This window comes from Nocardioides sp. 31GB23, from assembly GCF_040012395.1.
GTDB classification, from domain to species: domain Bacteria; phylum Actinomycetota; class Actinomycetes; order Propionibacteriales; family Nocardioidaceae; genus Nocardioides; species Nocardioides salarius.
Map to the genome: position 1 here is coordinate 37,984 of NZ_JBDYKJ010000016.1, position 13,023 is coordinate 51,006.

Here is a 13,023-nt window from a genome sequence, read left to right on the forward strand (position 1 = left end):
CGGAGGCGGCGGAGTCGTCGTGGTGGTGCGGGCGGGCGCGTGCTCAGTGAGCGTGCTCGCCGCGGTAGTACTCGTAGACCAGGCCGGAGGTGGCCACGGCACCCAGGACGGCTCCGATGATGGCCAGCCACCATGCTGTCATCGCAACTCCGAAGACGATCGTGCCGAGGGTCAGCGCGGCCCACAGCGGCCACCAGGAGTACGGCGGGAAGAAGCCCAGCTCTCCGGCGCCGTCGGCGATCTCGGCGTCCTTGCGGTCCTCCGGACGCGGCTCCATCTTCTTGGCGTGGAAGCCGAGGTAGAAGGTGACCATCAGGGTGAGCAGCGTGGTCATCGTCAGGGCGGAGGTGCCCGTCCAGTCGCCACCGGTGTCGCCGGCACTGGTGATGAACCAGTACGCCGGGGTGATCAGCACCAAGAACACGGTGCAGATCGCGAAGATCAAGGCCTCGGCCCTCATCAGCTGTCCTTCCCGTCGTCGGACCGAGTGCCGGTGGACCGGCGCTCACCCACGGTCTCTTCGCGCCCGGCCATGTCGGGGGCGTCGGCGAAGCGACCCTCGCGCGCCGCCTCGTTCTGGTCGAGCTCGATGGCCGCGATCTCCGGGTGGTGCAGGTCGAAGGCCGGCGACTCCGAGCGGATGCGCGGGATGGTCACGAAGTTGTGGCGCGGCGGCGGGCACGAGGTGGCCCACTCCAGCGAGCGACCCCAGCCCCACGGGTCATCGACCTCGACCAGCGGTGCCTTGCGCGAGATCCACACGTTGTAGAAGAACGGCAGCATCGACAGGCTCAGCAGGAACGCGCCCACGGTGGAGATCTGGTTGAGCAGGGTGAACCCGTCGTCGGGCAGGTAGTCGGCGTAGCGGCGCGGCATGCCCTCGACACCGAGCCAGTGCTGGACCAGGAAGGTCAGGTGGAAGCCGATGAACAGGATCCAGAAGTGCAGCTTGCCCAGCCGCTCGTCGAGCATCCGACCCGTGAACTTGGGCCACCAGAAGTAGAAGCCCGCGAACATCGCGAAGACCACGGTGCCGAAGACGACGTAGTGGAAGTGCGCGACCACGAAGTAGGAGTCCGAGACCTGGAAGTCGAGCGGCGGGCTGGCCAGGATGATGCCGGTCAGACCACCGAACAGGAACGTGGTCAGGAAGCCGATCGACCACAGCATCGGGGTGTCGAAGGACAGCGACCCGCCCCACATCGTGCCGATCCAGTTGAAGAACTTCACGCCGGTCGGCACCGCGATCAAGAACGTCATGCCGGAGAAGAACGGCAGGTTGACCGCGCCTGTGACGAACATGTGGTGCGCCCAGACCGCGACCGAGAGGATCGCGATGCCCAGGGTCGCGCCCACCAGGCCGACGTAGCCGAACAGCGGCTTGCGGCTGAAGACCGGGAAGATCTCGGTCACGATGCCGAAGAACGGCAGCGCGATGATGTAGACCTCCGGGTGGCCGAAGAACCAGAACAGGTGCTGCCACAGGATCGCGCCGCCGTGGGCGGTGTCGAAGACGTTAGCCCCCAGGATGCGGTCCGCTTCGAGCATCAGCAGCGCGCCGGCGAGCACCGGGAAGGCGATGAGCACCAGCAGGCTGGTGATCAAGGTGTTCCACACGAACAACGGCATCCGGAACATGGTCATGCCGGGGGCGCGCATGCAGATGATCGTGGTGATGAAGTTGACCGCGCCCAGGATGGAGCCGAGTCCGGCCATCCACAGACCCATGATCCACAGGTCACCGCCCACGCTGGGGCTGTTGACGGCGTTGGACAGCGGGGTGTATGCGAACCACCCGAAGGAGGCTGCGCCCTCAGGGGTCAGGAAGCCCGATGCGGCGATCAGGCCGCCGAAGAGGAACAGCCAGTAGCTGAACATGTTCAACCGCGGGAACGCGACGTCGGGTGAGCCGATCTGGATCGGCATGATCACGTTGGCGAAGCCGAAGAACAGCGGCGTCGCGAAGAGCAGCAGCATGATCGTGCCGTGCATGGTGAAGAGCTGGTTGTAGAGCTCCTCGTTGACCACCTGCTGGCCCGGGAAAGCCAGCTCGGAGCGGATCACCAAGGCCATCAGGCCACCGATGAGGAACCACGCGAACGAGGTGATCAGGTACATCTTGCCGATCAGCTTGTGATCGGTCGTCGTCATCATCCGCACGGCCAGCTGGCCGAGCGGCTTGCGGGGCTCGCCGGGTGCGGTCGGCCTCTGGGCGGTGGCGGCGCTCACTGGCCCTCTCCTCCGGATCGGGTGGATGCGAGGCCCACCTGGGTGCGGGCGTCCTCGCCTCCGAGGATGGGCAGCTCGGCCTGGACGCCCGTGCTGGCGAGGTTGGAGTCGGCCAGGTCCGCCACGTAGGCGTCGTACTCCTCAGCGCTGACGACCTCGACGTTGAAGAGCATCCGCGAGTGGTAAGCACCGCAGAGCTCATAGCACTTGCCCTTGAAGGTGCCCTCGGTCGTGGGAGTGACCTCGAAGGAGTTCACGCGACCCGGGATGACGTCCATCTTGATCAGGAACGCCGGTACACCGAAGTCGTGGATCACGTCGGGCGAGTGCAGGTTGAAACGCGTGGTCTCACCGACCGGCAGCACCAACGTGGGGATGTCGGTGAGAGTGCCCGCGAGGTAGGCGTAGCCCTCGTAGGGGAACTCGTCGTCCTCGTTGTCCTCGTCAGCTGCCACGTCGACGGCGCCGATGCCGTGGTTGAAGGTCCACGACCACTTCTGGGCGGTCACCTCGACGATGTTGTCGGGGGCTGGGGACTCCTCGAGCACGATGTCCTGGACCCGGATGGTCTGGGCGAAGAACACCACGACCATCATGATCGGCGCGACCGTGTAGAAGATCTCCAGCGGCAGGTTGTAGCGCGTCTGGACCGGGACCTCGTCGTCGCTGCGCCGGCGGTAGGCGACCACCACCCAGGCGATGAGGCCCCACACGACGACACCGGTGATCAGAGCCGCGATCCACGCGCCCTGCCACAGCGCGAGGGTCGACTCGCCCTGCTCGGTGATGGGCTCTGGCATGGCCAGGCGCTCCCACTCACCGCGGGACTCCGACGAACAACCGGCGAGCAGCACGAGGCCGAGGCCGAGCGTGGCGCCCAGGCCCGCACGACGGGCCGAGGCCCGCCGACGTCCTGGTGCCATCTGGGGGAGCTGCAGACTCACGAACGAGCCTTCCTCTCAAGCGATCAGAAGTTGGCGTCAGAGTACCCCGCCCACCAGCCGTCCGGCTGCACAGGGTGGCCTACCGTGGCGGTTGTGACGAATGCCGCGCCGGTCGACCTCGACGCGGCCTCGGGCGAGCCGCTGCACCCCGCGGCGAGCGAGGTCCTGGCCGCGGCGCACGAGCGTGGCTGGGGCGACCCGCGGCGCCTGCACCGGGCCGGCCGCGACGCCCGGCTGCTGCTCGACAACGCCCGCGAGGTGGTGGCCGGGGCGCTGGGGGTGCGCCGCGACGAGGTCTCCTTCACCTCCTCGGGCACCGAGGCCGTGCACCGGGGCCTGCTCGGGCTCCTCGAGGGCCGTGCCGACGGCCGCGACGCCACGCTGCTCAGCGCCGTCGAGCACAGCGCCGTGGGCCACGCCGCCGACTGGTGGGCCCGGCGCAGCGGCGTGCCGGGCGCCGTGGTGCCGGTCGACCGGCACGGGCGGGTCTCCCCCGACGACGTCGTCGACCTGGTCGCGCCCGGCACCGGGGTGGTGGCCCTCCAGGCCGCCAACCACGAGGTCGGCACCGTCCAGCCCGTCGCGGAGGTCGCGGCGCGCCTCGACGGTCGGGTCCCTCTCTTCGTCGACGCCTGCGCCGCCGCCGGGCGACGGGTGCTGCCCCGCGGCTGGGACGCCGCGGCCGCGTCCGCGCACAAGTGGGGCGGCCCGCCCGGCGTGGGGGTGCTGCTGGTGCGCAAGGGCGCCCGCTGGGCCTCCCCCTTCCCCGGTGACGACCGCGTCGACGAGCGCACCTCGGGCTTCGAGAACGTGCCGGCCGCCCTCGCGGCCGCAGCAGCGCTGCAGGCGGTCGTGACCGAGCGCGACGAGGTGGCGACCCGCCAGCACGCCCTGGTCGCCCGCCTGCGCGAGGGCGTCACCGCGATCCCCGACGTCGACGTGGTCGGCGACCCCGACGACCGGCTGCCCCACCTGGTGACCTTCTCGTTCCTCTACGTCGACGGTGAGGCGCTGGTCCACGAGCTCGAGAGGCACGGCTTCGGGGTCGCCAGCGGCTCGGCGTGCACGTCGTCGACCTTCGAGCCCAGCCACGTGCTGGCCGCGATGGGTGCCCTGACCCACGGCAACGCCCGGGTCTCTCTGCACCGCGACACCGGCGCCGAGGACGTCGAGCGGCTGCTCGCGGTGCTGCCCGGGGTGGTCGCCGACCTGCGGGCCCGGGTGGGCATGTGAGCGGGGCGGAGCCCGGCTCGGCCCCGCTCGAGCTCGACTGCCGCGGCCGGCTGTGCCCGCTGCCGGTGATCGACCTGGCCCGGGCGCTGCCCGAGGTGCCGGTCGGCGCGGTCGTGGGTGTCGTCGCCGACGACGCGGCCGCACGGGTCGACGTGCCGGCCTGGTGCCGGATGCGGGGCCAGGACTACCTCGGCGAGGACAGCGCCGAGGACGGCGTGCCCCGCTACCTGGTGCGCCGACGCGCCTAGCGCGCGCCCAGGTGCGGCGCCACGTCGGCGGCCGCGTCGGCGCCGTACGACTCCTCGACCCGGGCCAGGAACTGCTCGGCGGTGAAGCTGTACTCCTGGGTGCCGACGGTCTCGACGACGTACGCCGCGAGCACGCAGCCGACCTGCGCGCTGCGGGTCAGGTCGAGGCCCCACGCGGTCGCGGCGAGGTAGCCGGCACGGAAGGCGTCGCCGACGCCGGTCGGCTCGACCGCGGTGACGTTCTTGGCGGCGGGCACGACGATGTCGTCCTCGCCGGCGCGCAGCACCCGCACGCCGTCGGCGCCCAGGGTGGTGACCTGGACCCCCACCCGGGCCAGCACCTCGTCGGCCGACCAGCCGGTCTTCTGCTGGATCAGGTGCGACTCGTACTCGTTGCTGAAGAGGATCGCGGCGCCCTCGACCAGCGGGCGGATCAGGTCGCCCTCACCGAAGGCGAGCTGCTGGCTGGGGTCGGCGATGAAGGGGTAGCCGCGCTGGCGGCACTCCTCGGTGTGGCGCAGCATCCCGTCGGGGTCGTCGGCGCCGATCAGCACGAACGACGGAGCGCCCACCCTGGCCACGATGGGGGCCAGCTCGATGAGCCGGGCCTCCTTCATCGCACCGGGGTAGAACGAGGCGAACTGCGCCATCGTGGTGTCGGTGGTGCACACGAAGCGGGCGGTGTGCAGCGACTCCGAGATGCGTACGTGGTCGCAGTCGACACCGTGCCGCTCCAGCCAGGAGCGGTAGTCGGCGAAGTCCTCGCCCGCCGAGCCCACCAGCACCGGCCGCAGGCCCAGGCGCGCCATCCCGAAGCACATGTTGGGAGCCACCCCGCCGCGCCGGATCTCGAGGTCGTCGACCAGGAACGAGACCGACAGCTTGTGCAGCTGCTCGACGACCAGGGAGTCCTCGAACTTGCCGGCGAAGCTCATCAGGTGGTCGGTCGCGATCGACCCGGCGACCAGGAGCGGGCCACCGGTCGGGACCACCGCCTGGGCGTCGGCCGCGGGGTCGGCCGCGGGGTCGGTCAGGGGCGTCGAGGAGGTGTCGGGCACGGCGCGAACACTACCTGCGGGTACTGCTGGGAGTACCCCCCAGTAGCCCCTAACGTCGCGACCATGACCTCCTCGACGCCCTCCCCCGGGCCCCTCGGGCCAGCCGCACGGCTCCCCTACGACGACCTTGCCCGCATCAGCGACATGGGTGCCGACTGCGAGGCCGCCGGTCGCGCGCTGCGCCTGCCCGTGGGCCGCGAGGCCACCGCTGCCGCCGCCGTCGCCCGCGCCGCCACCCGCCCCGCGCCCAGCATCCACTTCGCCGACTTCCCCCGCGAGGTGCGCAAGCGCGACATCGAGGTCGGTGAGGCCGCGCAGCGGCTCGCCAACGCGTTGTCGTTGCATCTGGACTGACGCTCCGGCGTACGACGAAGCCCCCGGACCTGGTCGGTCCGGGGGCTTCGGTGTGTCTCAGTGCTGGTGCTGGGCGGTGCTGAGTCCCAGGAGGTCACTGGGTCTCGACACGGCGGTCACGGCTTCGCAGGCTCAGCCGTGCGCCTTGCTCGACCACCGATGACGAGTCCGCTGGCGCGTCCTCGTCCGACCACCAACAGCAAGTCCGCTGGCGCGTCCTTGCTCAGTGGAAGCTGTCGCCGCAGGCGCAGGAGCCGGTCGAGTTGGGGTTGTCGATGGTGAAGCCCTGCTTCTCGATGGTGTCGACGAAGTCGATCATCGCGCCGTTGAGGTAGGGCACGCTCATCCGGTCGACGACGACGCTGACGCCGTCGAAGTCGGTGACGACGTCGCCGTCGAGGGTGCGCTCGTCGAAGAAGAGCTGGTAGCGCAGGCCCGAGCAGCCACCGGGCTGCACGGAGATGCGCAGCGCGAGGTCGTCGCGTCCCTCCTGCTCCAGCAGGCTCTGCACCTTGGCCGCGGCCACCGGGCTCAGGTTGATGCTGTCGGTGCGGCGCTCAGGAGTGGTCTCCACCTGCTCGGTCATGTCTGTGCTCCCAACATGGGTTGCGTGCTGCGTGGTCTGGTGCGGGCCGCCGGCACGTCGTGGACTGCAGCGGTCTCCGGGTCAAGGGTAGGCCACGCCGGGTTATTCCCTCGACCACGTCCGGGCGACCCGCTGACCCAGCGCCTCGAGGCTGCCCACGGGGTCCTCGAAGGCCTGCTGCTCACCGACGAGGTCGACCAGCGAGTACGCCGACTCCACGCCCAGCGCGCGCATCTCCCGCGAGCCGACCAGCACCTGCCCGGCCAGCGCCACGCACGGCCGCAGCGCCTCGGCGGCGACCTCGGCGACGCCGTACGGCACCTTGCCCGAGCGGCTGGAGAAGTCGAAGGCGCCCTCGCCGGTCACCACGAGGTCCGCGGCGCGGGCCCGGCCGGCCAGCCCCACGGCCTCGGCGACCAGGGCGATGCCGGGCTCGCGCACCGCACCCAGGCACAGCAGCGCGTGGCCCAGCCCTCCGGCCGCCCCCGCCCCCTTCTGCAGCGAGGTGCGCCGGTCGGTGGCGGCGGCCAGCCGCTCGAGCCAGCCGTCCACCTCGAGGTGGCGCTCCTCGGCGATGCCCTTCTGGGGGCCGTAGGTCTTGGTGGCGCCGAACAGGCCGGTCAGCGGGTTGTCGACGTCGCTGGCGGCGACGAGCCGCACCCGGCCCACGCGCTCGCGCGCCGGAGCCAGGTCGACGGCGACGAGATCACCGAAGCGGGCCGGGCCGGAGTCCAGCCGACCGGTCTCGGTCGTGGCGCCCAGGGCGTGCAGCAGCCCCGCTCCCCCGTCGTTGGTGCCGCTGCCGCCGAGGCCCACCACGACCGTGGTGGCGCCGGTCGCCAGCGCCGCCAGCAGCAGCTGGCCCACGCCGACGGTGGTCGCGAGCTCGGGGTCGCCCTCGGCGGCCAGGTGCCGCCCGCAGGCCTGCGCGGTCTCGACGTACGCCGTCTCGCCGACGACCAGCACCGTGGCCGGCACCTCCTCGCCGTGCGGGCCGCTCACCGTCGAGACCAGCAGCTCGCCGCCCAGGGTGGCGTGCAGCACGTCGACGAAGCCGGGGCCGCCGTCCGACATCGGCGCCAGGTCGAGCTCGTCGCCGGGCGCGTGGCGCCGCCAGCCCGCGGCGATCGCCTCGGCGGCCTCCACGGCGGTGAGGGTGCCGGCGAACTTGTCAGGGGCGACCAGGACTCGCATGGGCGCATCCTCGCAGCCGCGGGCGGGCCCGGCCACGGCGCTGCCGCCTACGGTGGGCAGGTGCCGAGCCCGACCGCCGCCATCCGCCCGATGCGCCCCGACGACGTCGCCGAGGCCGAGCAGGTCAGCTCGGAGAGCTTCCACGCGCTCGACCGGCTCACGCTGCCCCGCGCCTGGCCCGAGCCGGAGCCGCGGCAGGGCGGCCGGAGCCGGTCGTGACAGGCCCGCACCCAGCACCTGCTGCGCACCGACCCGGGCGGCTGCTGGGTGGCCGAGGAGGACGGCACGATGGTGGGGGTCGTGACCTCGCTGGTGCGCGAGGGCACCTGGATCCTCTCGACGTACGCCGTGCGGCCGGGCCACCAGGGCCGCGGCGTCGGCAAGCCGCTGCTGGCGGCAGCGCTGCACCACGGCCGGGGCGCCCTGCGCGGCATGCTGTCGAGCTCGGCCGACCCCCGCGCGGTCCGCGTCTACCGCCAGGCCGGGCTCTCGCTGCACCCGCAGATGGTGCTGCGCGGCACCCTCGACCGCACCGCGATCCCGCTCGGCACGGGCGACAAGGTGCGCGAGGGCAGCGCCGGTGACCAGGACCTGCTCGACTCGGTCGACCGGCAGGCCCGCGGGAGCGCGCACGGCGCCGACCACCCCCTGCTCATGACGCAGTCGCGGCTGCTGCTCTCCGAGACCTCCACCGGGTCCGGCTACGCCTACGCATACCCTGACGGCCGGGTGGCGCTGCTGGCCGCGACGAACCGCCGCACGGCCGGGCGGCTGCTGTGGTCGGCGCTGGCCGACGGGCCCGAGCAGACCGAGGTCGCGCACGTCACCGCGGCCAACGAGTGGGCCCTCGACATCGGTCTGGCCGCCCGGCTGGAGGTCTGGACGGTGGGCTACCTGGCGCTGCGGGCGATGCGTCCGCCGTCGCCGTACCTGCACCACGGCTCGCTGCTGTGAGGTCGGCGCCTACGATGGGGCCATGACGACCGTCGACCTCCCGCTGCTGCCGCTCGGCCGTGGCGTCGACCTGCAGTCCGAGCGCGGGGTCGAGTGCCCCGGTGACCTGCCGGCCGCGTCCGACCCCGACCTGGTCGCGCGTGCGCGCGCGGCCAAGGAGGCGCTGGGCGAGCGCGTCTTCGTGCTGGGCCACCACTACCAGCGCGACGAGGTCATCCAGTTCGCCGACGTCACGGGCGACTCCTTCAAGCTGGCCCGCGAGGCCGCGGCCCGCCCCGACGCCGAGTTCATCGTCTTCTGCGGCGTGCACTTCATGGCCGAGTCGGCCGACATCCTGACCTCCCCCGACCAGCAGGTCGTGCTGCCCGACCTCGCGGCCGGCTGCTCGATGGCCGACATGGCCCGCCTGCAGCAGGTCGAGACCGCCTGGGACGCGATGGCCGAGGCCGGCATCCAGGACGCCGTGGTGCCGGTGACCTACATGAACTCCAGCGCCGACATCAAGGCCTTCTGCGGGCGCAACGGCGGCGTCGTGTGCACCTCCAGCAACGCCGAGGTCGCGCTGGAGTGGGCCTACGACCAGTTGCCCGACGTCGAGGGTGGCGCCAAGGTCCTCTTCCTGCCCGACCAGCACCTGGGCCGCAACACCGCCGTGCTGCAGATGGGCCTCACCCTCGAGGACTGCGTGGTCTGGGACCCGCACCGCCCCAGCGGCGGCCTGACCCCCGAGCAGCTGCGCGACGCCAAGATGATCCTGTGGAAGGGCCACTGCTCGGTGCACGGCCGCTTCTCCCCCGACGTCGTCGACGCGCTGCGCGCCCAGGACCCTGACATCCAGATCCTGGTGCACCCCGAGTGCCGTCACGAGGTCGTGCTCAAGGCCGACCTGGTCGGCTCGACCGAGTTCATCATCCAGACCATCGAGGCCGCCCCGGCCGGCTCGTCGTGGGCCATCGGCACCGAGCTCAACCTCGTCAAGCGCCTGGCCGACAGCCACCCCGACAAGTCCATCGCCTTCCTCGACCGCACCGTGTGCTACTGCTCGACGATGAACCGCATCGACCTGCCGCACCTGGTCTGGGCGCTCGAGTCGCTGGCGGCCGGCACCGTGGTCAACCGCATCGAGGTCGACGCCGACACCGAGCGGGAGGCGCTGGTCGCCCTCGAGCGGATGCTGGCGCTGCCCGGTCGCACCGCCAAGGACTGACGCACGAGCAGTCACTTCCGCACCGTCGACCAGTCACTTTCGCACCGGCCTGGGGGTCGGAGTGACCGGTCGGTGGTGCGAAGGTGACTGCTCGTCGCGGGTGACTACTGCTCGCGGGCCGGCAGCTCGAACCACACCGTGGTGCCGCCGCCGGGCGTCTCCTCGATCCCGATGGTTCCGCCGTGCGCGTCGACCACGCGACGCACGGTCGCGAGGCCGATCCCCGAGCCGGGTACGTCGGCGTGGGTGCGGGTGAGCGGCTCGAAGACGCGCTCACGGTCCTCGGGCGCGATGCCGAGCCCGTGGTCGACCACCTCGACGCGCCAGCCGGCAGCGGCCGGTCTCGCGTGCACGCGGATCCGGGCGCTCTGGCCCGCGGGCACGAACTTCGCGGCGTTGGCCACCAGGTTCTGCACCACGGCCCGCAGCTGCACCGGGTCGCCGGTGACCACCGGCAGCTCGCCGACCTCGAGGCTCGCACCGCCCAGCGCCCCGGCCAGGTCGTCGCGCACGTCCTGGACCAGCCCGCCCAGGTCGACCGGCTTGCTGGCGATCTGGCCACCGATGCGGGCGTAGGCGAGCAGGTCGTCGATCAGCGCCTGCATCCGCTCCGACCCCTTCTCGGCCCGCCCGACGAGGTACTCGGCCGTGACCGGGTCGAGCCCTCCGGCCTCGACCTCCTCGGCGAGCATCGAGAGCGACATCCGCACCGCCGTGAGCGGGTTGCGCAGGTCGTGGCTCACCTGGCCCGCGAAGGCTGTCAGCTGGCTGTTGGAGCGCTGCAGCTCGTCGCGCACCCGCTCGAGCTCGCAGACCGACGAGGCCAGCTCACGGGTGCGCAGCTCGAGCTCGAGCAGGTCGACGACCCGCTCGGCCAGCTCGGCCAGGGCACGCTCCTGGTCGTCGGTGATCTCACGGGGCACGGTGTCGAAGACGCACAGGGTCCCGATCACCACTCCGTGGGGGGTGACGAGCTGGTGGGTGGCGTAGAAGCGCACGTCGCCGATCTCCCCGGTGACGAACGGGTTGTCGGCGAAGCGGGGGTCCTGGGAGGCGTCGGGGACCACCACCGGGACGCCCTCGTGCAGCACCACGTTGCACATCGAGTCCTCGCGGGTGCACACGGAGGCGTCGAATCCCTTCGTGGCGATCTGGTGCTGGGCGACGTCGGTGATCAGGTTGATGGTCGCCAGGGGCACGCCGGCGACCTGGGCCGCGATGTCGACCAGCGCGACGAGGTCGCTGCGGGGCGGGTCGAGCAGCACCTGGTAGCGGTCGATCTCCAGGACCCGGCGCCGGTCCTCCACGACGGGGGCGTGGTCCGACAGCTGCTCCAGCACGCGTTCCTCCAGTCGTCCGGCCGGGGCCGGGCAGGAGGGAGTGGTGCCACGGCGGGACGGCGCCCAGTCTAGGGAGCCCTCCTGACGTGCCGCACCCGTAAGCGAGGCGCGTCCTGCAAAGACTCTCGGCGGGCCGGGACCGGAGGCCCTAGAGGCCCGGCGCACCCCACAGCGCGAGCCAGCGCGACGTCTGCTGCTCGACCGGCAGCTCCCGGCTCAGCGTCTCGCGCAGGTTGATCTCGAGCAGGCTGTCGCGCTGCCGCGCGCCGCCGGGCTGCGGGGCGAAGGGGTAGAAGGTGCCCTGCTTGTAGAGGTAGACCAGACCGACGCGGCGTCCGGCGGCGTCCTCGAAGGGCACCAGCGAGCACAGCAGCCCCGGCCCGAAGCCCTGCGACTCCAGGGTGGTGTTGACCGCGTGCAGGTCGGTGACCAGGCCCCCGACGTCGTCGGGGTCGTCGTCGACGACCAGCCACGTGTAGCCGAACTCGTCGTGGGAGGTGCTGACCTCGGGGGCGTCGGCGGCGTTGCGCAGCAGGGTCAGGATCTCGGCCTCGGTCTCGGCGAAGGCCGCCCCACCGGCCGCGCGGTAGCAGACCGAGCCGAGCCCGGTGGGCCGCAGGCCCAGCGAGGCCTGCAGCGTGATCGCGGCGCTCGGCACCCCGAAGAGCGCGTCGAGGTCGGCCTGCTTGGGCCGCGTGCGGCCCAGGATCGAGTCGAGGAATCCCATCGCGCAGCGCCTCAGCCCGTCGGACGGCCGAGCTCGGCCTGGATCTTGGCCAGCTGCTCGAGGCGCTGCTCGAGGCTGGGGTGGGTCGAGGTGAGCGTCTTGAGCGACACGCCCTTGATCGCGGGGGCGATGAAGAAGGCGTTCATCGACTTGCTCGCGCGCAGGTCGCGCTCGGGGATGGTGTTGATCTCCCCGGTGATCTTCTGCAGCGCCGAGGCCAGCGCCTGCGGCTTCATGGTCAGGTAGGCGCCCGCCCGGTCGGCCGAGAGCTCGCGGTAGCGCGAGAGCACCTTGAGCAGCAGGAAGCTGATCGCGTAGGTGACCAGGCTGACCAGCAGCACCAGGAGCCAGACCGGCAGGGCGTTGTTGCCGTCGCGGCGGTTGCCGCCGAAGAACATGCCGTAGCGCGAGCCCTGGGCGAGCATCCCGGCCAGGATGCCGGCCGAGGAGGCCACGGTCATCACCAGCACGTCGCGGTGCGCCACGTGCGAGAGCTCGTGGGCCAGCACGCCCTCGAGCTCCTCGGCGTCGAGGGTGCGCAGGATGCCCGTGGTGACCACGACGATGGCGCGTTCGGGCGAGCGGCCGGTGGCGAAGGCGTTGGGCACGTGGGTGTCGGAGATCCCGACCCTCGGCTTGGGCATGTCGGCCATCGCGCACAGCCGGTCGATCATCCCGTGCAGCTCGGGGGCCTGCTCGGGGGTCACCTCGCGCGCCCCCATCGCGCGCATCGCGACCTTGTCGGAGGAGTACCACTGCCACCAGACCACGCCGAGGCCGCCGACCCCGATGAGCAGGGCGATGCCGGGGCTGCCGCTCTGGGCGAAGACCCCCATCAGCACCGCGACCAGCCCCACGAAGAGGAAGCCGAGCAGGAACATGACCAGGGTCATCCGGGCGGTCAGCCCGGCGTCGCCGACGAAACGCGTGCGTGCCATGCCCTCATCCT

General features: G+C 71.8%; 15 protein-coding genes. 6 read left to right on the plus strand and 9 right to left on the minus strand.

What is annotated here, in order from left to right:
• Positions 1–43: 43 nt before the first annotated feature.
• The 3 genes from ABKW28_RS07070 to coxB form a co-directional block, all read right to left on the minus strand.
• Complete coding sequence (locus tag ABKW28_RS07070; protein WP_193670441.1) at positions 44–460, minus strand: cytochrome c oxidase subunit 4; 417 nt, start codon at positions 458–460, stop codon at positions 44–46.
• Positions 460–2,151: a cytochrome c oxidase subunit I gene (gene ctaD, locus ABKW28_RS07075; protein WP_348607731.1), complete on the minus strand. Its 1,692-nt coding sequence runs from the start codon at positions 2,149–2,151 to the stop codon at positions 460–462. The genes ABKW28_RS07070 and ctaD overlap by 1 nt, the downstream gene beginning before the upstream one ends.
• A 74-nt stretch (positions 2,152–2,225) precedes the next feature.
• Positions 2,226–3,173 carry a cytochrome c oxidase subunit II gene (coxB, locus tag ABKW28_RS07080; RefSeq protein ID WP_302707956.1) on the minus strand — a complete coding sequence of 316 codons (948 nt, stop codon included), beginning with the start codon at positions 3,171–3,173 and terminating at the stop codon, positions 2,226–2,228.
• Between the two features lie 93 nt (positions 3,174–3,266).
• Here coxB and ABKW28_RS07085 point away from each other — a divergent pair, with 93 nt between their 5' ends.
• Both ABKW28_RS07085 and ABKW28_RS07090 read left to right on the plus strand, forming a co-directional pair.
• Positions 3,267–4,406, plus strand: coding sequence for an aminotransferase class V-fold PLP-dependent enzyme (locus ABKW28_RS07085; protein ID WP_348607661.1), 1,140 nt, complete (start codon positions 3,267–3,269; stop codon positions 4,404–4,406).
• The gene (locus ABKW28_RS07090; RefSeq protein WP_348607664.1) at positions 4,403–4,654 is read left to right on the plus strand and encodes a sulfurtransferase TusA family protein; all 252 of its coding nucleotides are present in this window, start codon (positions 4,403–4,405) and stop codon (positions 4,652–4,654) included. The genes ABKW28_RS07085 and ABKW28_RS07090 overlap by 4 nt, the downstream gene beginning before the upstream one ends.
• Here the strand turns inward: ABKW28_RS07090 and ABKW28_RS07095 are convergent.
• Positions 4,651–5,589: a carbohydrate kinase family protein gene (locus tag ABKW28_RS07095; RefSeq protein WP_348607734.1), complete on the minus strand. Its 939-nt coding sequence runs from the start codon at positions 5,587–5,589 to the stop codon at positions 4,651–4,653. The genes ABKW28_RS07090 and ABKW28_RS07095 overlap by 4 nt on opposite strands.
• A gap of 186 nt (positions 5,590–5,775) precedes the next feature.
• Here ABKW28_RS07095 and ABKW28_RS07100 point away from each other — a divergent pair, with 186 nt between their 5' ends.
• Positions 5,776–6,066: a hypothetical protein gene (locus ABKW28_RS07100; RefSeq protein WP_348607667.1), complete on the plus strand. Its 291-nt coding sequence runs from the start codon at positions 5,776–5,778 to the stop codon at positions 6,064–6,066.
• A gap of 223 nt (positions 6,067–6,289) precedes the next feature.
• On the opposite strand, the gene ABKW28_RS07105 is transcribed toward ABKW28_RS07100, so the two are convergent.
• Together ABKW28_RS07105 and ABKW28_RS07110 are read right to left on the minus strand one after the other, a co-directional pair.
• Positions 6,290–6,652 carry an iron-sulfur cluster assembly accessory protein gene (locus tag ABKW28_RS07105; protein WP_193670445.1) on the minus strand — a complete coding sequence of 121 codons (363 nt, stop codon included), beginning with the start codon at positions 6,650–6,652 and terminating at the stop codon, positions 6,290–6,292.
• 102 nt (positions 6,653–6,754) lie between these two features.
• The gene (locus tag ABKW28_RS07110; RefSeq protein WP_348607670.1) at positions 6,755–7,846 is read right to left on the minus strand and encodes a glycerate kinase; all 1,092 of its coding nucleotides are present in this window, start codon (positions 7,844–7,846) and stop codon (positions 6,755–6,757) included.
• Between the two features lie 60 nt (positions 7,847–7,906).
• Here ABKW28_RS07110 and ABKW28_RS07115 point away from each other — a divergent pair, with 60 nt between their 5' ends.
• From ABKW28_RS07115 to nadA, 3 genes are read left to right on the plus strand one after another with little or no spacing between them, the layout of a single operon-like run.
• Positions 7,907–8,065 (plus strand): hypothetical protein, encoded by a 159-nt coding sequence (locus tag ABKW28_RS07115; protein ID WP_348607673.1) that lies wholly within the window; start codon positions 7,907–7,909, stop codon positions 8,063–8,065.
• Between the two features lie 21 nt (positions 8,066–8,086).
• Positions 8,087–8,800, plus strand: coding sequence for a GNAT family N-acetyltransferase (locus tag ABKW28_RS07120; protein ID WP_348607737.1), 714 nt, complete (start codon positions 8,087–8,089; stop codon positions 8,798–8,800).
• Between the two features lie 22 nt (positions 8,801–8,822).
• Positions 8,823–10,007, plus strand: coding sequence for a quinolinate synthase NadA (nadA, locus tag ABKW28_RS07125; RefSeq protein ID WP_193670447.1), 1,185 nt, complete (start codon positions 8,823–8,825; stop codon positions 10,005–10,007).
• Between the two features lie 104 nt (positions 10,008–10,111).
• Here nadA and ABKW28_RS07130 read toward each other — a convergent pair whose 3' ends face one another.
• The 3 genes from ABKW28_RS07130 to htpX form a co-directional block, all read right to left on the minus strand.
• The gene (locus tag ABKW28_RS07130) at positions 10,112–11,347 is read right to left on the minus strand and encodes a GAF domain-containing sensor histidine kinase (protein WP_348607676.1); all 1,236 of its coding nucleotides are present in this window, start codon (positions 11,345–11,347) and stop codon (positions 10,112–10,114) included.
• A 148-nt stretch (positions 11,348–11,495) separates the two neighbouring features.
• A complete protein-coding gene (locus tag ABKW28_RS07135) occupies positions 11,496–12,074 on the minus strand; it encodes a hypothetical protein (protein WP_348607678.1) in 579 nt (192 codons plus the stop codon).
• An 11-nt stretch (positions 12,075–12,085) separates the two neighbouring features.
• Positions 12,086–13,012 (minus strand): zinc metalloprotease HtpX, encoded by a 927-nt coding sequence (gene htpX, locus ABKW28_RS07140; protein WP_348607681.1) that lies wholly within the window; start codon positions 13,010–13,012, stop codon positions 12,086–12,088.
• Positions 13,013–13,023: the final 11 nt, after the last annotated feature.